17 protein-coding genes are annotated in these 19,959 nt (G+C 67.2%); 10 read left to right on the plus strand and 7 right to left on the minus strand.

The window, feature by feature from the left end:
• Window positions 1–103 precede the first annotated feature (103 nt).
• The 9 genes from dapF (at window position 104) to hslU (ending at window position 9,638) form a co-directional block, all read left to right on the plus strand.
• A complete protein-coding gene (gene dapF / locus FFS09_RS28505; RefSeq protein WP_137922280.1) occupies window positions 104–979 on the plus strand; it encodes a diaminopimelate epimerase in 876 nt (291 codons plus the stop codon).
• 21 nt (window positions 980–1,000) lie between these two features.
• A complete protein-coding gene (locus FFS09_RS28510; RefSeq protein WP_137922281.1) occupies window positions 1,001–1,684 on the plus strand; it encodes a DUF484 family protein in 684 nt (227 codons plus the stop codon).
• Window position 1,685: 1 nt separating this feature from the next.
• Window positions 1,686–2,675 (plus strand): tyrosine recombinase XerC, encoded by a 990-nt coding sequence (locus FFS09_RS28515; protein WP_137922282.1) that lies wholly within the window; start codon window positions 1,686–1,688, stop codon window positions 2,673–2,675.
• Window positions 2,676–2,763: 88 nt separating this feature from the next.
• Window positions 2,764–3,216, plus strand: coding sequence for a DsrE family protein (locus tag FFS09_RS28520; RefSeq protein ID WP_137922283.1), 453 nt, complete (start codon window positions 2,764–2,766; stop codon window positions 3,214–3,216).
• A gap of 66 nt (window positions 3,217–3,282) precedes the next feature.
• Entirely contained in the window at window positions 3,283–4,359 is a 1,077-nt protein-coding gene (locus tag FFS09_RS28525) for a CobW family GTP-binding protein (RefSeq protein ID WP_137922284.1), read from the plus strand.
• A gap of 402 nt (window positions 4,360–4,761) precedes the next feature.
• Window positions 4,762–5,745 (plus strand): RNA polymerase-binding protein DksA, encoded by a 984-nt coding sequence (gene dksA, locus FFS09_RS28530; protein ID WP_252374555.1) that lies wholly within the window; start codon window positions 4,762–4,764, stop codon window positions 5,743–5,745.
• 44 nt (window positions 5,746–5,789) lie between these two features.
• Window positions 5,790–7,631, plus strand: coding sequence for an STAS domain-containing protein (locus FFS09_RS28535; RefSeq protein WP_137922286.1), 1,842 nt, complete (start codon window positions 5,790–5,792; stop codon window positions 7,629–7,631).
• Window positions 7,632–7,721: 90 nt separating this feature from the next.
• The gene (gene hslV / locus FFS09_RS28540) at window positions 7,722–8,267 is read left to right on the plus strand and encodes an ATP-dependent protease subunit HslV (RefSeq protein WP_137922287.1); all 546 of its coding nucleotides are present in this window, start codon (window positions 7,722–7,724) and stop codon (window positions 8,265–8,267) included.
• 21 nt (window positions 8,268–8,288) lie between these two features.
• Window positions 8,289–9,638, plus strand: a complete 1,350-nt coding sequence (gene hslU, locus FFS09_RS28545) for an ATP-dependent protease ATPase subunit HslU (RefSeq protein WP_137922288.1) — start codon at window positions 8,289–8,291, stop codon at window positions 9,636–9,638.
• A 46-nt stretch (window positions 9,639–9,684) separates the two neighbouring features.
• On the opposite strand, the gene FFS09_RS28550 is transcribed toward hslU, so the two are convergent.
• Together FFS09_RS28550 and FFS09_RS28555 are read right to left on the minus strand one after the other, a co-directional pair.
• On the minus strand, window positions 9,685–11,178 hold the full coding sequence (locus FFS09_RS28550; RefSeq protein ID WP_137922289.1) for an indolepyruvate oxidoreductase subunit beta family protein: 1,494 nt from the start codon (window positions 11,176–11,178) through the stop codon (window positions 9,685–9,687).
• Complete coding sequence (locus FFS09_RS28555) at window positions 11,175–13,295, minus strand: thiamine pyrophosphate-dependent enzyme (RefSeq protein ID WP_137922290.1); 2,121 nt, start codon at window positions 13,293–13,295, stop codon at window positions 11,175–11,177. The genes FFS09_RS28550 and FFS09_RS28555 overlap by 4 nt, the downstream gene beginning before the upstream one ends.
• A 111-nt stretch (window positions 13,296–13,406) precedes the next feature.
• Here FFS09_RS28555 and FFS09_RS28560 point away from each other — a divergent pair, with 111 nt between their 5' ends.
• A complete protein-coding gene (locus FFS09_RS28560) occupies window positions 13,407–14,315 on the plus strand; it encodes a LysR family transcriptional regulator (protein WP_137922291.1) in 909 nt (302 codons plus the stop codon).
• 13 nt (window positions 14,316–14,328) lie between these two features.
• Here FFS09_RS28560 and FFS09_RS28565 read toward each other — a convergent pair whose 3' ends face one another.
• From FFS09_RS28565 to FFS09_RS28585, 5 genes are all read right to left on the minus strand, one after another.
• Window positions 14,329–15,411, minus strand: a complete 1,083-nt coding sequence (locus tag FFS09_RS28565; RefSeq protein ID WP_137922292.1) for an enolase C-terminal domain-like protein — start codon at window positions 15,409–15,411, stop codon at window positions 14,329–14,331.
• On the minus strand, window positions 15,411–16,571 hold the full coding sequence (locus FFS09_RS28570; protein ID WP_137922296.1) for an alpha-hydroxy acid oxidase: 1,161 nt from the start codon (window positions 16,569–16,571) through the stop codon (window positions 15,411–15,413). Before FFS09_RS28570 ends, FFS09_RS28565 begins: the two co-directional genes overlap by 1 nt.
• 148 nt (window positions 16,572–16,719) lie before the next feature.
• Window positions 16,720–17,448, minus strand: coding sequence for an alpha/beta fold hydrolase (locus tag FFS09_RS28575; protein WP_171020249.1), 729 nt, complete (start codon window positions 17,446–17,448; stop codon window positions 16,720–16,722).
• 2 nt (window positions 17,449–17,450) lie between these two features.
• Entirely contained in the window at window positions 17,451–18,407 is a 957-nt protein-coding gene (locus FFS09_RS28580) for a Bug family tripartite tricarboxylate transporter substrate binding protein (protein ID WP_137922294.1), read from the minus strand.
• Window positions 18,408–18,446: 39 nt separating this feature from the next.
• Window positions 18,447–19,922 carry a sulfatase-like hydrolase/transferase gene (locus FFS09_RS28585; RefSeq protein ID WP_137922295.1) on the minus strand — a complete coding sequence of 492 codons (1,476 nt, stop codon included), beginning with the start codon at window positions 19,920–19,922 and terminating at the stop codon, window positions 18,447–18,449.
• Between the last annotated feature and the right edge of the window lie 37 nt (window positions 19,923–19,959).

Consider the following 19,959-nt stretch of genomic DNA (forward strand, 5'->3'; position numbering starts at 1 on the left):
GGGTGGAGGAGTTGGGTGGGGCGGACCATGCGGCATTTTGCGACAACGCGCCCCTGCGTGCAGGCGCGGGCCCTTGCCATGCACTGCGCGGATAATGGATTTCATGCACATCCGATTCACCAAGATGCAAGGCGCGGGCAACGACTTCGTCGTGCTCGATGAAACAAAAGGCCTGCTGGGCCTGAGCGCCGCGCAGTACCGCTTCCTGGCCGACCGCCATTTCGGCGTCGGCGCCGACCAGATCCTGAGCGTTCGCGCCTCGCCCGGTGAGGGGCTGGATTTCGAGTACCTGATCCACAACGCCGACGGCGGCGAGGTGGAGCAATGCGGCAATGGCGCGCGCTGCTTCGTGCGCTACGTGCACGACAAGGGCCTGAGCACCCGCAACCCCGTGCGCGTCAAGGTCATGAACGGCGAGCTGGAGCTCAGGATGCACGACGACGGCCGCGTGACGGTGGACATGGGCGCGCCCGTGTTCGCGCTGGACCGCGTGCCCTTCAATGCCGAGGGCCTCACACCCGAGGCCATGGGTGCCTTCGAGCGCTGGCCGCTGGCGCTGCCCTATGCGGGCGACGTACCGGTGGCCGTGCTCTCCATGGGCAACCCGCACGCCGTCCTGCTGGTGGACGACGTCGAGACCGCGCCGGTGCCATCCTGGGGCCCGTGGATCGAATCGCACGAGCGTTTTCCCCGCCGCGTCAACGCCGGGTTCCTGCAGGTGGTGAGCCGCAGCGAGGTGCGTCTGCGCGTCTACGAACGCGGTGCGGGCGAAACGCTGGCCTGCGGCACGGGTGCCTGCGCCGCCGTGGTGGCTGGCATCCGCCTGGGCTTGCTCGGTGCCAAGGTGGACGTGCACACCCGCGGTGGCGTGCTCACCATCGAATGGCGCGACAGTCCGAAGCACGATCAACCCGTTTACATGACCGGCCCCGCCACCACCGTGTTCGATGGGGAAATTGACGTTCCCGACCCTGCCTGACCGATCTTCTACATTCCAGCCATGAACGCCAATAACATCCCCCCCATCACCGAAGACGACATCGCCAACTACCTGGCCAACACCCCCGACTTCTTCGAGCGCCACGCCAGCCTGCTGGCGGCGGTGCAGCTGACCAGCCCGCACGGCCACCGCGCGGTGAGCCTGCAGGAACGCCAGGCGGAAATGCTGCGCGAGAAGATCCGGGGCCTGGAGCTCAAGGGCGCCGAGATGATCCGCCACGGCCACGAGAACACCGCCATCGCCGACAAGCTGCAGCGCTGGACGCGTGAGCTGCTGCTGACCCGCGAAGCGCGCGAGCTGCCCACGGTGGCGGTGCGCGCGATCACCGAGCACTTTCTGGTGCCGCAGGTGGCCATCCGCGTGTGGAGCGTGGCGCCCGAATTCGCCGACGAGCCTTTCACGCAGGGCGTCAGCGACGACGTGAAGGCCTTTGCCGACTCGCTCATGCGGCCCTACTGCGGTGGCAACCCGGGGCTGGAAGCCGCGCAATGGCTGGACGACCCGAGCAGTGCCGTTTCGCTGGCCCTGATTCCGCTGCGCGCCGGCCTCGCGCCGCAAGCCTTCGGCCTGATCGTGCTGGCCTCGGCGGACACGAGCCGCTTCGCCTCGGACATGGGCACCGATTTCCTGGAAGGCATCGGCGAACTCACCGGCGCGGCGCTCTCCCGACTGCGCCCCGAGTGACATGACCGACGACGCCGCGCTGGTACAGGCCTACCTGAACCACGTGCGCGTGGAAAAGCGCCTGGCCGATCGCACGGTGGCGCTCTACACCCTGGATCTGGAGAAGCTGAGCTCGCAGGCGCGCGAAGCCGGCGTGGCCTTGAAGGCCGTGCAGAACCCGCACATCCGCCGCTGGGTCGCGCAGATGCACGGCGCGGGCCGCACCGCGCGGGGCATCGCGCTCATCCTCTCGGGGTGGCGCGGTTTCTATGTGTGGCTCGGTCGCCAGGGCCTGATCGACCACAACCCGGTGCAGGACGTGCGCGCGCCCAAGGCCGGCAAACCGCTGCCCAAGGCCCTCGGGGTCGACGAGGCGGTGCAACTGGCCACCCACCACGAAGACGCGGACGACCCGGCGCTGGAAGCGCGCGACGCCTGCATCACCGAACTGCTGTACGGCTGCGGCCTGCGCATTGGTGAACTGGTGGGGCTGGACGTGGCCGCCAGCGGCAGCGCGCGCGGCTGGATCGACGCGCAGGACGGCGAAGCGCACGTGCTGGGCAAGGGTTCCAAACGGCGCAGCGTGCCCGTGGGCCGCCAGGCGCTCACCGCCCTGGCGGCATGGCTGGCACAACGCGCCGCCTGGGCCGGCGAAGACCCGGCGCTGTTCATCGGCGCGCGCGGCCAGCGCCTCACGCCGCAACACATCCGGGTTCGCCTCAAGCGGCGCTCGCGATTGGCGGGCCTGGCCACGCCGGTGCATCCGCACATGCTGCGGCATTCCTTCGCCAGCCATGTGCTGCAGTCCAGCGGCGACCTGCGCGCCGTGCAGGAACTGCTGGGCCACGCCAGCATCAGCACGACGCAGGTCTACACCCGGCTCGACTTCCAGCACCTGGCGCAGGTGTACGACGCGGCGCACCCGCGCGCCGGCACACGGTCCGGGCAGGCGCCCGAGCCCTTGCCAAAGATGGTGGTGCCCAGCGCCCCGCCAAAACCGCGCCCCAAATAGCCCTTGGGGCCACGCTGCCCGGCATTGCTTGTAGGATGCTCCCCGCCCAGTCCGGGCGCCGCATCCACCCCGACCGGAGACCCATTCCATGTCCAGCATCTTCACCACCTTCAAGACCCTGTTGCTCGGCACCGTGCTGGCCACGGCGGTGCAGGCCCAGGCGCAGGCCCCGGCCCCGGCGCAAGCCCCTGTCAAGGTGGTCTATCACCTGAGCGACGGCACCGCGCAAGCCACGCGCGCCATCCAGAACATCCGCAACCACCTGGCCGCCGACCCCACGGCCAAGATCGTGGTGGTCACCCACGGCGCGGGCATCGATTTCCTGCTGGACGGCGCCACCAATGCGCAACAGCAGTCGTTCGCCGGCTCGATCGGCGACCTGTCCGCCAAGGGCGTGGGCTTCTTCGTCTGCAACAACACCCTGGTGGCGCGCAACATCGACCCGTCCAAGGTCGCCATGGAAGCCAAGATCGTGCCCTCGGGCGTGGCCGAAGTGGCCCGCCTGCAGGCCCGCGAAGGCTACGTCTACCTGCGCCCCTGACGCGCTGGCGGCGGCCTACACTCGTGGGTTGCCCATTTCCCATCTTTTCACCTGTTGGTGCCCGCCATGTCTCTCATCCCCGCGACCATCCTCACCGGCTTCCTCGGCTCGGGGAAAACCACCTTGCTCAAGCGCGTGCTCAGCGAAGCGCACGGCCAGAAGATCGCGGTGGTGGAAAACGAGTTCGGTGAAGAGAACATCGACAACGAAATCCTGGTGGCCGACACCCAGGAAAACATCATCCAGATGAGCAACGGCTGCATCTGCTGCACCATCCGCGACGACCTGCGCTCCACCCTGCAGGACCTGGCGCAGAAAAAGCGCAAGGGCGAACTCGACTTCGAGCGCGTGGTGATCGAAACCACCGGCCTGGCCGACCCCGGCCCCGTGGCGCAGACCTTCTTCATGGACGACGAGATCGCCGAGCAGTACCTGCTGGACTCGATCCTCACCCTGGTCGACGCGAAGCACGCCGCCGACCAGCTCAACGAGCGCCAGGAAGCGCGCCGCCAGGTGGGCTTTGCCGACCAGATCTTCATCAGCAAGGCCGACCTGGTGAGCGAGGAAGACCTGGGCGCGCTCACACACCGCCTGAAGCACATGAACCCGCGCGCGCCGATGCGTCCGGTGCATTTTGGCGAAGTGACGCTCAAGGAAGTGTTCGACCTGCGCGGCTTCAACCTCAACGCCAAGCTCGACATCGACCCCGACTTCCTCAAGGCCGATGACCACGACCATGATCACGACCATGGCCATGAGCACCATGACCACGAACACGGCGAACACTGCGACCACCCCTCGCACCAGCACGGCCATGGCGGTCACGGCCATCACCACCACCATGACGACGATGTGAAAAGCTTCGTCTACCGCGCCGATCGCCCCTTCAGCCCCGAGAAGCTGGAAGACTTTCTGGGCGCGATCGTGCAGGTGTATGGCCCGCGCATGCTGCGCTACAAGGGCGTTCTGAACATGCAGGGCACCGACCGCAAGGTGATCTTCCAGGGCGTGCACCAGCTCATGGGCAGCGACCTCGGCCCGGTCTGGGCCGAAGGCGAGCCGCGCATCAGCAAGATGGTGTTCATCGGCATCGAGCTGCCCAAGGACATCCTGGTGCAGGGCCTGGACCAGAGCCTGGTCTGACGTGCTCGCCCCCGGTCAACCGTGCCGTTTGTCGCTCTTCTCCAACGACAGGGAGCGGGTGTGGGACCCGAAAGCGGGAACCGCCGATGGGGCTCGTTACAATCGCGGCCCAAGTTGGTCGGCCGGTCGCCTTTGCGGCACCGATCAGCCTGTACCGAGAGCCGTTGGGCAATGAGGGTATAACGTTGCATCCGACGGCCCAACGCGGCGTTTCTCGGGACTTGTCCGAGGTCGCGCACCGCTCGAGATTCCGCTGTGTCAGTCACCAAGAGGAGACCCGTTGTGAAAGCCCCGGCTACCAAGACTGCGAAAACAGGCAAACCCGCTGCGTCGGGGGCCAAGGCGCACGCGTCGGCGGCGGCAAAAAAGAGCACAGCGACGACACCCACAAAGAAGCCCGCGGTGAAAACCACCGCGAAGCCTGTCACCAAGGCCGTTGCGAAGACCGCGCGGCCGATCGCGAAGGCGGCCCCCAAGGCCCCTCAGAAGGCGCCCGTCAAAGCCAAGGTGGCGGCCAAGCCGGTGGCAAAAGCACCAGCCAGGCCCGTGGCCACCAAATCGGCCACACCCCAGCCGAGCAAGACGCCAGCCTCCACCAAAGTGGTCAAACCCGAGGTCAAGCCCGCGGGCAAAACCACTTCCAAAGCCACGACCCAGCCCGCTGCCAAAGCGGCTGTATCCCCAGTGACCACTTCCGCCCCTGTAACAAAAGCCTCCAGCCCCGCCGCCAAGCGCCCTTCGAGCGCGCCGGCGCCGGTGGTGATCGAGCCCACGCCGCGCCCTCTGGGCAAGCGTGCCGCCAAGAAGGTCATGATGGAGCAGATGACGCAGGCAGCGGTCGTGCCCACCCATGCCCCGGACGCCGCCAAAGCGACCTTTTCCCATATGAATGAACGTGCTGTGATGACCCCTCCCGTGCCCTCCTCGATCCAGAAGGATCCCAAGCGCGCCAACAACTGGAAGACCCTGCCGGTCGATCAACTCACCGATCTGGACGTGCAGGCCATGCCCGACAGCGAGTACATGAGCGACTTGCAACTGGCGTACTTCCGTCGCAAGCTGGCCCAGCTCAAAGCCGACATGCTGGCCAACGCCGGCGAAACCACCGAGCACCTGCGTGAAGACACCGTGGTCGTGCCCGATCCAGCGGACCGTGCCACCATCGAAGAAGAGCACGCGCTCGAACTGCGCACCCGCGATCGGGAGCGCAAGCTGCTCAAGAAGATCGAGCAGGCCATTGTCCGCATCGATGCGGGCGACTACGGCTACTGCGAAGAGACCGGTGAGCCTATTGGCGTGGGCCGTCTGATGGCCCGGCCGACCGCCAGCCTCTCGCTCGAGGCCCAGCAGCGCCGGGAACTCAAGCAGAAGATGTTCGGGGACTGATCTTTCGCCAGTCCCATTCCGCTTTTTTTCGGTACCGATCTCACATGTCCAAGGACGATTCCAACGGCGGCTTTTTGTCCAAGGTGGTGAAGTTCGTGCGCCATCCGACCACGAGCTGGTCGGACCTGGACACACGGGCGGCCGACCGCGAGAGCGAATACAGCAAGGCTGCGCTCAAGGAAATGATCGAGCGCAAGCGGCGCAACGATTTCGTGCGCAAGCGCGAGTTCGACATGCTGCGCAAGATCCGCAGCCGTGAAGGCACGGGCGGCGAAGGTCCGGGCATGCGCCCCTCCTTCTTCCAGAGCAGCCTGCCGTCCAAGCCGGACGACCGCGCCGAGACCTTGAAGAAGATCGACGAGATCGAAGCCCAGATGTCGATGCAGTGGTGGAAGACCAAGGGGCCCGATTCCCTGGTCAGCACCGGATCGGGGCTCAACACCAGCGCGCAAGCCATCGGCGGCGCACCGTCGAAACCCAAGGAGGCGCCCGTGGCCTCGGGCAGACCCGACCCAGCCATCAGACAGCGCAAGGCGCAGTACGACGAAACCGAGCCCAGTCCCCTGCTCAATCCGGTGGCGGCGGCGCCCGCGGCGCAGTCGCTGAACGAGCCGGCCTTGAAGCTCCCCGAATCCCCCCCCGCCGCGCGCAAAACGCCGGCTGCGCTCGACACCGTGCCTTTTGTGGCGCGCACGGGCCTGGTGGCGCCTACCGCGTCCGGCGAATTGCGCCCGTCCGGCGCCCCCGGGTTCTCCGCTTCGCACTTCTATGCGCTTGACGTGCACGAGATCGCCCAGGACCCGGAAGTCGAAGAGGCCGCGATCCGTTTTGCCAACGGCGACGACGCCGGGGCCGAACAAGGTCTGCTGGAGGTGCTGGGGGAGGGCGGCGCGAAGGTCGATCAGACCGAAGACTGGCTGGCGCTGTTCGATCTGTACCGTGCCACCGGGCAACTCGCGCCCTTCGAGAGCCGCGCGGTCGATTTCGTCAACCGCTTCAGCCGTTCCGCGCCGCAGTGGTACGACATGCCCGGTACGGTCTCCAACATGACGGGCAAGACCTACACGCCCTCCAGCAGCCCCAACAAGGCGGTCTGGGTCAGCGAGCCCGAGCTCGATGCACACGCCGTGGGCACGCTGCAGAACGTGCTGCTGCGCGCCCAACAGCCCTGGGTGCTGGACTGGACGCCGCTGGAGAGCATGGACCTCAAAGCCGCGCGCGCGCTGCTGGGCATCTTCACGCTGTGGGGCGATCAGCAAACCGAGCTGCGCTTTCAGGGTGCCAGCGCGTTTCGCGAACTGCTCAAGCGCCAGACGCCTTCGGGCCGGCGCGACGTCGAGCAACTCTGGTGGGAACTGCGCATGGCCGCCTTGCGGGTGATGAACCGGCCCGACGAGTTCGAGTTGACCGCGCTGGACTTCTGCGTGACCTACGAGGTGTCGCCGCCGGGTTGGGAGAAGCCGCGCACCCACTACGTGTCGTTGTCCAACGACCAGCCCGGCGAGGCTGGCCAGTCGGTGCTGGGCGAGTCGGTGCTGGAACAGGTGCCTTCCGTGTTCACCGGCATGGACTCGCTGCAGGACAGCCAGCCCAGTGGCTTCAACCAGCTTGGTCTGGTGGAGCTGTCGGGCGAGATCCGCGGCGATCCGCAGACCACGCTGGAAGACCTCGAGCGCCGCATCAAGGGCGCGGATGTGCTCATCATCTCCTGCCGCAACCTCATCCGGGTGGACTTCTCCGCCGCGGGCACGCTGCTCAACTGGGTGTCCGACCACCATGCCAACGGGCGCACCGTGCAGTTCGTGGACGTGCACCGCCTGGTTTCCGCCTTCTTCAACGTCATCGGTATCACCGAATACGCCAAGGTCGTCGTTCGCGTCGACTGAACGCGGTGCGGGCGCGCGGCGTTCGCGCCGCCCTTGACCCGCGCCGCCGGTGCGGTTGCAATCGGTGTTTACGACCCCACCTCCCTCGCTATGGAATCATTTCACGGAACCACCATCGTCTGCGTGCGCCGGCAGACGCCGCAAGGTGTGCAAGTCGCCATCGGCGGTGACGGCCAGGTCACCCTGGGCAACATCGTCGTCAAGGGCACCGCGCGCAAGGTGCGCAAGCTCTACAACGACCAGGTGCTGGCCGGTTTTGCCGGCGCCACCGCGGACGCTTTCACCTTGTTCGAGCGCTTCGAAGCCAAGCTGGAAAAGCACCAGGGCCACCTGGTGCGCGCGGCGATCGAACTCACCAAGGAGTGGCGCACCGACCGCGTGCTGCGCCGCCTGGAAGCCATGCTCGCCGTGGCCGATCGCAGCGCGGCGCTGATCATCACCGGCAACGGCGACGTGCTGGAACCCGAACACGGCATCGTGGCGATCGGCTCGGGCGGCGCATATGCGCAGGCCGCCGCCAAGGCCTTGATCGATCACACCGATCTCAGCGCGGAAGAGGTGGTGCGCAAGTCGCTCGCCATCGCCGGTGAGCTGTGCATCTATACCAACATGAACCACACCGTGGAAGTGCTCTGACGAGCGCCGAGTGAGAGCCCCATGTCGTCCATGACCCCGCAAGAAATCGTTTCCGAGCTGGACCGCTTCATCATCGGCCAGAAGGGCGCCAAGCGCGCCGTGGCCATCGCGTTGCGCAACCGCTGGCGGCGCCAGCATGTCGATGAAAAGCTGCGGCCCGAGATCACGCCCAAGAACATCCTCATGATCGGCCCCACCGGCGTGGGCAAGACCGAAATCGCGCGGCGCCTGGCGCGACTGGCCGACGCGCCTTTCATCAAGGTCGAGGCGACCAAGTTCACGGAAGTCGGCTACGTCGGCAAGGACGTCGACAGCATCATCCGCGACCTGGTCGAGATCGCCATCAAGCAGACCCGTGAGGTCGAGATGCGCAAGCAGCGCGTGCGCGCCGAGGACGCCGCCGAAGACCGCATCCTCGACATCCTCATTCCGCCCGCGCGCGCCACGGCCGCGGAGCCCACCACCGCCAGCGCGGTGGCCACGCCCGAGAGCACGGCGCGCCAGACCTTTCGCAAGAAGCTGCGCGAAGGCCAGCTGGACGACCGCGAGATCGAGGTCGATCTGGCCGAGTCGCGCCCGACCATGGAAATCATGGGACCGGCCGGCATGGAAGACATGGCCGAGCAATTGCGCGGCATGTTCAGCCAGATCGGTGCCGGCCGGCGCCAGACGCGCAAGCTCAAGATCGGCGAGGCGATGAAGCTGCTGATCGACGAAGAGGCCGGCAAGCTGGTCAACGAAGAAGAGATCAAGACGCGCGCGCTGCACAACGCCGAGCAGAACGGCATCGTGTTCATCGACGAGATCGACAAGGTCACCTCGCGCAGCGATGCCGGTGGTGGCGGCGGCGAGGTGTCGCGCCAGGGGGTGCAGCGCGATCTGCTGCCGCTGGTGGAAGGCACGTCGGTGAGCACCAAGTACGGCATCGTCAAGACCGACCACATCCTCTTCATCGCCAGCGGGGCCTTTCACCTGGCCAAGCCGAGCGACCTGATTCCCGAGCTGCAGGGCCGCTTTCCGATCCGCGTCGAGTTGCAGTCGCTGTCGGTGGACGACTTCGAAGCCATCCTCACGCAGACCCACGCTTCGCTGGTGCGCCAATACCAGGCGCTGCTGGAGACCGAGGGGGTCACACTGTCGTTCGAGCCCGAAGGCATTCGCCAGCTCGCGCAGATCGCCTGCGACGTGAACGAGCGCACAGAGAACATCGGCGCGCGCCGCCTGGCCACGGTGATGGAGCGCCTGCTTGATGAAGTGAGCTTTGGCGCTTCCGGCCTGCAGGGCCAGACCGTCAACATCGATGCGGCCTACGTGAACGCCCGGCTGGCCGAGCTCAGCCGCAACGAAGACCTCTCGCGCTACATCCTCTGATCGCGAATGGCGAGCAACGCGATCACCGCGTTGCTTCGCCGGGTTCTCACTTGGGTTGCAACTCGGGACGCGGTTTGCGCACGATGCGAATCGGCTGCGCGGCCACCGGCCGCTGAAGCACCCCGGAGAGTTGCCGCCCTTCGGGGTCGGCGAGCGCCGCCAGACGCGCGGCGCGCAGGTGTTCCTGCGAGGCGCCTTTGTCGGCCTCGTCCAGCAAGGCCCGCAGGCTGCGATGGCCTCGGCGGTTGGTCTCGCCGTAACCCTTGACCACGTTGCCCGCCAGGGCGATCTCCAGCGCAGTGCCTTGGGGAATCAAGCGCTCGACCGCGTCCAGCCAGCGCCGCATCGCGGCCTGCTCTTCGGCGTAGCGGAAAGTGCGGCGACGAATCACGCGCAAGGAGCGCAGGACGCACAGCATCAGGAAACCGCGCAGCGTGTCGGTTCGGATGTAGAGGCTGCGGTGCCACGTCTTGCCTTCCAGCTTGCGCAGGAGCCAGCGCGCCAGCGCCGGCGGCAGCAAGGAGGCGGTCTCGTCGATGCCGGGCTTGAGGTATTCCGTCGTGTAGATCGGCTCGTGGTCCTTGGCGCCGACTTCGCGCCGCACGCGCTCCAGCCGCTCGCGTTTGGTCTTGAGCTGTGCCACGCGGATGACGTCCTCGTAGCACATCCACAGCGCCAGGTAGCGCGCGGTTTCGCGCGTGACGTCCAGCGTGTCGCCGTGGGCTTGCTCCACCTTCAACAGGCGCTCGACCGTGTCGAGGTACTGGTCCGCGTACCGCGGATCCTGGTAGTCGGTCGTCAGCTCCACGCCCGCCACCACCACTTTGTGCAGCGCTTCGGGCAACTGGCGCACACGCACCGGAAGTACGTCGATGCCCTTGATCTGCTCCACCAGCTTCGTGGCCGCCTGCACGCGGCCCATCGCCGCGTCGAAGCCCGCCGCGAAACCGCGCAAGCTGGCCTGCACCGCCTTGCCCGAGCGCTCGATGGCCTTTTCGCAGGCCTCGCGCGAAAACGGCAGCACGCCCGATCCCGCCATGGCGCCAAAGAGCACGGTGTTGATGACCGTGCCGTGTTGCTGGGCCAGGGCCCGCATGTCCAGCAGCACCGCGCTGCGCGAGCGTGTCTGCGCGGCCTGGAGCACCCGATCGCTGTCGAAGCGGCCGTCGCCCATGGCCGCCTTTTCCGACACGGCGTACTCGCGGTGGGTCGACGCGATCAGCAGCGTCTTCGCCGGATGCACGTAACCGTTCTGGATCGCCCGGCCCGCTTCCATCAGCTCGGAGGCGGCCACCAGGTCCACGTTGCCCGGGTTGGGCGTGAGCGACAGGATGGGTTCACGCCCGCCCAAGGTCTCCCGGGCTTGCGGGAAGATCTCGACGTAGTAGGTGGTCGCGCCCGTGCGCTGCGCCACGCCGGGTACCGAGGTGCTCTGCACCGGGAATCCGGCGTGCATGGCGGCGTCGATCAACCAGTCGGCGAGCACGCCGCCGCCTTCGCCACCCATGGCGCCAATCAGAATGCACAGGGGCTGCGTCATGCTGCCAACCTTTCAATCACGGCGGTGCGCACGCGCACCATGAAACGTTCGAACGCGGTCGGGTTCTGCACCACCTCGGCCTTGTAGAACGACGGACACAACACGGCCGCGTGCGCGTTCTCGCCGCACAGGCCGCAACCCACACAACCCGTGTTGACGCTGGCCACGGGGTCCGTGCGCAGCTTGCTGGGGTTGGGTTTGATCGTGAGCGACGGGCAACCGGAGAGGCGGATGCACGAGTGGTCGCCGGTGCACACGTCGTCGTCGATGCCGAAGCGCGTGCGCACCACCCGTTCGCCGCGCTTGAGCTGTTCCGCGACAACGGGCTTGTTGCGGCGCTGCCGCTCGAGCTGGCATTCACCATCGGCAATGATGACCTTGAGGCCGCCCTCGGTGGTGGACATGGCGTCGTCCAGGGCCTTCACCATCTCTTCGACCTTGTAGCTCCCGACCTTGCGGATCCACTTCACGCCCACGCCGACCAGGGCCTTCTCGATGTCCAGCGTCAACGGCCGCGCCGCGGGTTGCGAGGGCGAAGAGGGGATGGCTTGCGTGCCCGTGGCCGAGGTGTAGCCGTTCTGCAGAATGACCAGCACGGAGTCCTGGTTGTTGTACACCGCGTTCACCACACCGCTGGTGAAGCCGTTGTGCCAGAACCCGCCGTCGCCCATGATGCTGATGGTGCGGTTCGACATGAGCGGGCCCACGCCGGAGGAACTCGCCAGGCCAAGCCCATAGCCCAGCACCGTGCTGCCCACGTTGAAGGGCGGCAGCGTGCCGAAGGTGTGGCAGCCGATGTCGGCGTTCACATGCACCTGCCCCAGCTTCTGCTGGATCTGCTTGATGGCCGAGAACACCGGACGCTCCGGGCAGCCGATGCAGAAGCCGGGGGGGCGCGCTGGAACCGGCACGCCGATGGCGTTGGCGGCCTGCGCCTTGTGCTCCTGCAAGGCCTGGGCGATCGCGACGATGGGCCGCGTCACCAGTCCGGCAGGCGCTTCCGTTTCCACGAAGCGGGCCAGCGCGTCCACCATGACATCGCCCGTGTACTCGCCCGCGAGCGGGAAGAGGTCCTTGCCGTGCAGCCGGGCGTCCACGCCGGCCTTGCGCAGCACGGCGTGGATGGCGTCCTCGATGTAGTTGGGCTGGCCTTCTTCGACCAGCAACACGGCCTTCTTGCTGCGACAGAAATCGAGCAACTCGTCCGGCACCAGAGGGTACACGACGTTCATCACGTAGATCGGCAAGCGCGTGTGGCCAAACGCATCGGCCAGGCCCAGTTGTTGCAGGCCGCGGATCACGCCGTTGTACAGGCCGCCTGGCACGATCAGGCCCACATCGGACAGCTCGCCCTCGATGAACTCGTTGAGCTGGGCGTCCTGGATGAACTTCACCGCGGCGGGCCAGCGTTGTTCGATCTTGTGCTTCTCCTGCTGGTAGATCGACGGCGGCAGGTTGATGCGGGCGTAGTCGTACGCCGGTTGCTCGATCAGGTTGCGCGTCGACACCACCGGCGCCTTGTTGTCCTTGCATTCAAAGCTGCCGTGCACGTGGCAGGCGCGGATGCGCAACTGGAGCATGACCGGCGTGCTGCTGGCTTCCGACAACTCGAAGCTGCGCTCCACCGCACTCACGATCGAGCTCAGGTTCGGCCGGGGGTCCATCAACCACATCTGCGACTTCATCGCGAACGCGTGGGTGCGTTCCTGGATGATGCTGGAGCCTTCGCCATAGTCCTCGCCGAGGATGATCAGTGCGCCGCCGGTGACGCCGGCCGATGCAAGGTTGGACAGCGCGTCGGAGGCCACGTTGGTGCCCACCGTGCTCTTCCACGTCACGGCGCCGCGCGCGGGGTAGTGGATGGACGCGCCCAGCATGGCCGCCGCGCCCGCTTCCGAGGCACTCGCCTCGAAGTAGATGCCCAGCTCGTCCAGCAGCTCGCGGGAGTCGCCCAGCACATCGATGAGGTGGGACACCGGCGCACCCTGGTAGCCGCCGATGTAGCTGACGCCAGACTGCAAAAGTGCCTTGGTGACGGCGAGGATGCCTTCACCGTGAAAGGTGTCTCCGCCGGCCAGTCGCAGGGACTGGACTTCGGCGGCAAATGAGCGCTCCATCTGGGTGTCTCCGTGGGTGTGCGCGAGTGCGCTGTTCAAGTTTTGGTGATGCTAGGCATGTCGCTCCATAAGTCCTATCGATAGAATCCTTGTTACACATAGAACAGCAAGATGGATCAGTCCCCACCCCGCTTCGACCTGAACCTGGTCCGCGCCTTTGTCGCGATCTACGAGACCAAGAGCGTCACGCAGGCCGCCGAGCGGCTGAACCTGACCCAGCCCACCATCAGCCACGCGCTCTCGAAGTTGCGGGACCTTTACGGGGACCGCTTGTTTTCGCGCGGCAGTGTGGGGCTGGTGCCCACCGCCATCGCCGAGCGCCTGTACGAGCACCTCAGCATCGGGCTGACCACGATCGAGGGCACGGTGGACGCGCGGTCGAGCTTTGACCCGTTGACCTCGACGCGGCGCTTTCGCATCGCGCTCTCGGACATCGGCTCGCTGTTCTTCACGCCGCCCTTGCTGCGGCGGTTCCAGCGCGTCGCGCCCCGCATCCAGGTCGAGTTCGTGCAGCTGTCGGACACGCTGCTGGACGACCTGGCGCGCGGCACGCTCGACCTCGCCATCGGCACGCTGCCCAACCTGCACAACCACACGCGCAACGAACTCATCTTTCGCGAGCGCTATGCGTGTTTGCTGGCGCGGGACTACCCCGGCTCGGACCAGGGCATCGACCTGGAGACCTTCACCCATGCGCGCCACGTCATGGTGACGTCACCATCCTCCGGCCACGCGCTCATCGATGGCGTGCTGGCCGAGCGCGGTGTGCAACGCAACGTGGTGGCGCTGGTGCCGCAGTTCTCGGTGCTGCCGAGCCTGGTGGAAGACAGCGACCTGGTGGTGATCCTGCCCCGGCGCGTGGCGCAGCTCTTCGCGAGCCAGCGCCGGGTCAAGACGGTGGACCTGCCGGTCGCGATTCCCGAGTTTGATGTGCGCCTGCACTGGCATTTGCGGCAAGACGGCTCGCCGGCGCACACGTGGCTGCGCACCGAGGTGATGAGCGCCCTCGAGGGGCTTTGAGCCACCCGAGCGGCTACACCGCGAAGCGGGCCACCGCTTCTTCGTTCCAGTCGATGCCGACACCCGGGTCGGTCGGGCACTGGCCGTGGCCGTCCACGAACTTCAGCGGGTTCGCCAGCACCGCGCCGGCCAGGTCCATGCGCTCCAGCCAGTGCGCTGTCGGCGTCACCGCCAACAGGTGCACGCTGATCTCCTGGAAGATGTGGCTGGACATCGGTATGCCCCGCGCCTGCGCGAGCGCCGCGGCCTTGAGCCAGCCGGTGACGCCGCCAATCTTCATCACGTCCGGCATGGCCAGATCGCACGCGCGCGCGTCCAGCGCGCGCTGCATGTCGGTGGGTTCGCACCAGTTCTCGCCCATCTGGATCGGGATGCCGCTGCACCGGCGGATCTCGGCATGGCCGAGCAGGTCTTCCTGCAAGGTGGGTTCTTCCACCCACGAGATGCCTTCGCCTTCCAGCGCCCGGATTCTGCGGATCGCTTCGGGCACCGTGAGGCCCTGGTTGTAGTCGACCAGCAGCTCCACATCGGGCCCTATCGTTTTTCGCAGCGCGCGAACGATCTCCAGATCTTGCGCGAGCGTGCGGTAGCCGATCTTGGTCTTGATCGCGCGGTGGCCTTGTTCCACGGCGCGCGCCGCGCGCTGTGTCCCGATCTCGATGCCGTCCATGCTGTGGCTGTCGTAGGCCGGGATGTTCTTCGGCGCGCCCCCGAGCAGGGTGGCGAGCGGCACATCCTGCGCCTTGGCCAGGATGTCCCACAAGGCCATGTCGATGCCCGCGCACGCCATCGTCGTGAGGCCCGTGCGGCCCAGCAACCGGAAGCGCTGCGAGAACCCCTTGTCGATCTCGAAGGGCACAACCGGCTGACCGACCAAAGCGTTGCCGATGGATTCCACCAGCACCCGCGTGGCTTGCAATGCGATCGGCGTGTAGGTGAACACGTAGGAGCGGCCGACCATGCCCTGGTCGGTCTCCAGGTCGATCAGGACCAACGGCGAGGTCGCGACGACACCGACGCTGGTGCGCACCGGGAACTCCAGCGGCACGTTGACCGCCCGTGCCTGGATGCCGGTGATGTTGGGGACGTCGTGCATCACGCCACCTGCCTTTCGGACGACCAGGAACGGGTGACGTTCGCGGCGCTCAGGTCGCGCAGCGACGACGCGCCCAGCAGCGTCAGCGTGCGTTCGATCTCGCTGCCCATGAGCGCCAGCGCATCGCGCGCGCCTGCTTCGCCGTTGGCGGCCAGGCCCCACACCGCGGGCCGGCCAACGAAGACACTTTTGGCGCCGAGCGACAAGGCCTTGAGCACATCGCTGCCACGACGGAAGCCGCTGTCGACGAACACCGGGATGCGGTCCTCCACCGCGTCGACCACGCCTTGCAATACCGAGATGGTCGACGGCGCCGCGTCGAGCTGGCGACCGCCGTGGTTGGACACGACGATGCCATCCACACCCGCGTTCACCGCGCGCGCCGCGTCCTGCCGGTGCAACACGCCTTTGAGCAGCAGCGGGCCGCTCCAGAGTTTGCGCAACCAGGCCAGGCTGTCCCAGACCAGGCTGCGGTCCATGGCGCGCGCCAGCAGCGCGGCCTGCACCTGGGCCGACGCGGCGGCGTCGGTGCTGTCGGTCAGGTTGACGAACGAGGGCGAGCCGCTGAAGGCCATGCCCAGCGACCACGTGGGATGCGACGCCAGATCCCACAAGGTGCCAAGCCCCGGGCGAAACGGCAGCTTGAATCCGTTGCGCAGGTCGCGCTCCCGCATGCCGCTCACGGGCACGTCGACGGTGAGCACGAGCGCGTCAAATTTCGCGGCCGCCGCTCGGCGCACGATCTGCTCCGCGATGGCCCGGTCGGACATCACATAGAGCTGCATCCATTGCACCGCGTCGGGTGCCGCGGCGCGCACCGCTTCGAGCCGTTCGTTCGACGCGGTCGACAACACGAAGGGCACGCCTTGCGACGCGGCGGCACGGGCGAGCAGCACATCGCCCTTGGGCCGCACCAGCCCGTTGAACCCCACCGGCGCGATGCCCAGGGGCCGCGCCCAGGTCTTGCCGAACACGTTCACCGTGGTGTCGATCTGCGTGGTGTCCCGCAAGCAATTCGGCACGAGCCGCAGGGCGGCCAGGTCGTCGGCATTGCCGCGCAGGCAGTGCTCGTCTTCCGCACCGCCGTCCACGTAGTCAAACACGAAGCGGGGCAGGTTGCGGCGCGCCTGCTGTCGGAAGTCGTCCATGCGCAACCTCATCGGCATGGTCTCCGGATCGGAATCTTCATCGGTGTTGTCTCCTGGTTGACGGCTCGTGGGTGGGGCTCGAATCTAGGTCCACGCAGCGCGTTCGCCCTATCGAATCGGGCGATGTTTCGCATCGATGGCACGAATGCGCGCGCTGCGCCTACGGCCCGCCTTTGAGAAACCGGCCGAGCGCGAGATGGAACAACTCGGGTTCTTCGAGATGCGCCGCGTGCGCCGCCCGAGGCAATACGCAGAGCGCGCCACCGGCAACACCGCGCGCCAACGCCGTGGCGGCCTGGATGTCCACCGTGCGGTCGCGGTCGCCGGTGATCACCAGGACCGGTGAGCGCATCTCGCCCAGGCGCGCGCTGAAGTCCACCGGTTCGCACGCGGCCATGGCCGCTTGCGCCGCGTCCATCGACATGCGCTGCCCGTCGCGCACGCACGCGCCGTGCGCGGGATGCGCTGCCCCATCGACGAACCAGCCGGTGACGATGCGTTCGACGGTTTTGGGAATACCTTCGACACGCAGTTTTTCCGCGGTGGCCGCCACGGACTCGAAGCGGCCGCCATCGCGCATGGCGGCGAAGGTGCCGTACAGCACGGCGCGGTGAATGCGTTCGGGATGTTCGAGCAGCAAGTGCTGTACGACGAAGCCGCTCATCGAATGGCCGACGACGTGGAACCGCTTCAACCCCCGCGCATCGGCCAGTTGCAACACGTGTTCTGCCATCGCCGCGATGGACGCCAGTGGTGGCGCGTGCGTCTCGCTGCCGAAGCCGGGCCAGTCCGGTGCCAGGAGGTCAAAGTCCCGGGACAGGAACTGCCGGGTGGTGTCCCAGGACCGGGATGTGCTGCAGAAACCGTGCAGCAGGACGGCGGTGTCCATGCTCATGAGGGGCGGATGTTGAGCCGCTTGATCAGGTCACCGGCGAGGTCGTATTCGGCCTTGGTGAGCTTGACCACGGTGTCGGGCCCGCCCTTGAGCCGGTCGCAGCCCATCTCGATCAGCTGGGCCTGGATGTTCGGCAGCGACAAGGCTTTGTCCGCGGCCGCTGCGATCAGTGCGCAGGCGCTGGCCGGCGTGCCGGCCGGCGCGAGCAGCGCGAACCAGCCGCCGATGTTGACGCCCGGCACCACCTCGTTCACGGCCGGCACATGGGGCAGCGCCTGCAGCCGGCTGGTGCCGCACACGGCCAGCGGTTTCAGACGCCCACCTTTGATCAGGCCGGACGCGGGCGTGTAGGCCACGATGCCGATATCGATCTGGCCCGAGACCAGGTCGGCGACCATGGCGGCACCGCCTTTGTAGGCGACGTGTTCCATGTCGCCCTTGGCGCGCTCGCGCAGCATCTCACCGACCAGGTGCATGGGTGTGCCCGCGCCCGGCGTGCCGTAGGTCACGCGCTTTTTGCGGCTGGCCTCCAGCACGCCGGCGAGTGTGTCCGCCGGTGCCGCCGGCCCGGCGACCACCACCAGGCCGATGTTCGCGATCGGCGCGATGGGGGTGAACAGTTCCGGCTGCACGCCAGAGCCCGGGAACATGTGGGGGTTGGAGCCCAGCATGGAGTTGGTGGCCGAGACCAGCGTGTAGCCATCGGCCTTCGCTTTGGCCACCGTCATGGCCGCGATGTTGCCCGCCGCGCCGGAAATGTTGTCGACGATCACCGTCTGACCCAGCGCCTCCTGCAGGTGTGGCGCGAGCAGCCGCATGACCACGTCGCTGGAACTGCCGGGGCCGAAGCCACCGAGGATCTTGATCGGCTGGGAGGGGAAGCCTTGGGCCTGTGCCAGGCTCATGAAAGGCAAGCCGGCCAGGCCGGTGAGAAGTGTTCTGCGCTGCATCATGGTTGTCGTCCTCTGTGGGTGGGGTGGAGAGTGGGGGAATCAGCTCATGCGGTACTTGTCGTGCATCGGGGTCGGGCCCTTGTTGCCGCGCGCCAGCGCTTGCTCGCGGCCACCGAAGCGGATCACCAGGTCGTTCTGATCGCGCTTGGCGCGTTGGTCCACGGCCACGGGATCGAGCATGGCGTTCAGCTCGCGCTCGAGAGCCTGCCGCACCGCGGCATGGCTCGGGTCCTGCGCCAGATCCACCAGCTCTTCGGGATCGCTGTCCAGATGGAACAGCTCGGGCTCATGCCCGACGTAGTGGTGGAGCTTGTAGCCACCGCGCGTGAGCATGTAGGCGGCCGACTCGGAGCCGACCGCGTGGTATTCGCTGAAGCCGATGCGCTGCGGATCGTCGGGTGCTTGCGCGAGCCCGATCAAGGACGCGCCGGGCAGGGCGCTTTCTTCCGGGAGCGAGGGCACGTTGCAGGCCGCCAGCGCGGTGGGGTAGAGATCCACCAGATTCACGTTGGTCTGGCGCACGGTGTCCGCCGGCACGCCAGGACCGGCCAGGATCATCGGCACCGACGTGGATTCGCGGTACAGCGTCGACTTGTTCCAGAGTCCACGCGTGCCGAGGTTGTCGCCATGGTCCGAGCTGTAGACCACGGTGGTGGTCTCCATCAGACCTTGTTCCTCCATCGCGGCCAGCAGGCGGCCCACCTGGGCATCAAGAAAGGAGATGAGGCCGAAGTAACAGGCCCGAGCCAGCTGACGGCGCTCGGGCGTGCCGAGGGCGGCGTCGTGGTCCCAATGGTTCTTGAGCCGCTCCACCCAGGGGTGTCGGTGGGCATCGGGGCCCGAGAGCTTGGGCGTCGGGATGCCGTCTTGCGGGTACAGGTCCAGCCATTCCTGGGGGACCACCAGCGGCATGTGCGGCGCGACCAGGCCCACGAACAGCGCCCAGGGCTGCCCGTCGGGGCCTTCCTGTCCGCGCTCGCGCAACCAGTCGCACGCGAGGCTCGTCACGCGCTGGTCGTAGCGGTTGTAGCTGGACTCGCCCGCGCCGAGCTCGTCGAAGATCGGCGAGGGGCCGCGCGTGGCGGGCAGCGGGTCGCGCACCGAACCCCACACCAGGCCGATGCCGTCAAGGATGTGCACGGTCTCGTGCTGCGCGGCGAAACCGGTGGGGTCGTTGGCGTTGCGGTAGTGCAGCTTGCCGATGGCCTCCGTGCGCACGCCGGCCTCGGCCAGGCGGTGGTGCCAGCTCGCCCACCGGCCTTCGTAGGCGATGGCGTTGTCCCAATAGCCGGTGGTGTGGGTCCAGCGCCCGGTCGCGAGGCCGGCGCGCGCGGGCACGCAGATGGGGCTCGGGGTGTAGGCGTTGCTGAAGCGCGTGCCGCGGCGCGCCAGCGCATCCATGTTCGGCGTGTGCATCCAGTCCGCGCCGGAGCAACCCATGTAGCGCGGGTCGTGTTCGTCGGAAAGGATCACCAGCAGGTTTCGGCTGGTTTTTTGTTGTGTGGACAACGTCATGGCGTGGGCGATCTGTTGGGGGCTGGGGCTTCAGCGG

The sequence above is a fragment of the Hydrogenophaga sp. 2FB genome (genome assembly GCF_005503365.1).
Lineage (GTDB): Bacteria > Pseudomonadota > Gammaproteobacteria > Burkholderiales > Burkholderiaceae_C > Hydrogenophaga.

Coding starts and splice junctions, on each gene's coding strand:
- FFS09_RS28565 (WP_137922292.1), bottom strand. CDS start 15,411: ATGCACGACGTCCCCAACATCACCGGCATCCAGGCACGGGCGGTCAAC.
- FFS09_RS28535 (WP_137922286.1), top strand. CDS start 5,790: ATGTCCAAGGACGATTCCAACGGCGGCTTTTTGTCCAAGGTGGTGAAG.
- dapF (WP_137922280.1), top strand. CDS start 104: ATGCACATCCGATTCACCAAGATGCAAGGCGCGGGCAACGACTTCGTC.
- FFS09_RS28525 (WP_137922284.1), top strand. CDS start 3,283: ATGTCTCTCATCCCCGCGACCATCCTCACCGGCTTCCTCGGCTCGGGG.
- FFS09_RS28520 (WP_137922283.1), top strand. CDS start 2,764: ATGTCCAGCATCTTCACCACCTTCAAGACCCTGTTGCTCGGCACCGTG.
- FFS09_RS28510 (WP_137922281.1), top strand. CDS start 1,001: ATGAACGCCAATAACATCCCCCCCATCACCGAAGACGACATCGCCAAC.
- FFS09_RS28570 (WP_137922296.1), bottom strand. CDS start 16,571: ATGAGGTTGCGCATGGACGACTTCCGACAGCAGGCGCGCCGCAACCTG.
- FFS09_RS28585 (WP_137922295.1), bottom strand. CDS start 19,922: ATGACGTTGTCCACACAACAAAAAACCAGCCGAAACCTGCTGGTGATC.
- hslU (WP_137922288.1), top strand. CDS start 8,289: ATGTCGTCCATGACCCCGCAAGAAATCGTTTCCGAGCTGGACCGCTTC.
- FFS09_RS28560 (WP_137922291.1), top strand. CDS start 13,407: ATGGATCAGTCCCCACCCCGCTTCGACCTGAACCTGGTCCGCGCCTTT.
- FFS09_RS28580 (WP_137922294.1), bottom strand. CDS start 18,407: ATGATGCAGCGCAGAACACTTCTCACCGGCCTGGCCGGCTTGCCTTTC.
- FFS09_RS28550 (WP_137922289.1), bottom strand. CDS start 11,178: ATGACGCAGCCCCTGTGCATTCTGATTGGCGCCATGGGTGGCGAAGGC.
- FFS09_RS28555 (WP_137922290.1), bottom strand. CDS start 13,295: ATGGAGCGCTCATTTGCCGCCGAAGTCCAGTCCCTGCGACTGGCCGGC.
- FFS09_RS28515 (WP_137922282.1), top strand. CDS start 1,686: ATGACCGACGACGCCGCGCTGGTACAGGCCTACCTGAACCACGTGCGC.
- FFS09_RS28575 (WP_171020249.1), bottom strand. CDS start 17,448: ATGGACACCGCCGTCCTGCTGCACGGTTTCTGCAGCACATCCCGGTCC.
- hslV (WP_137922287.1), top strand. CDS start 7,722: ATGGAATCATTTCACGGAACCACCATCGTCTGCGTGCGCCGGCAGACG.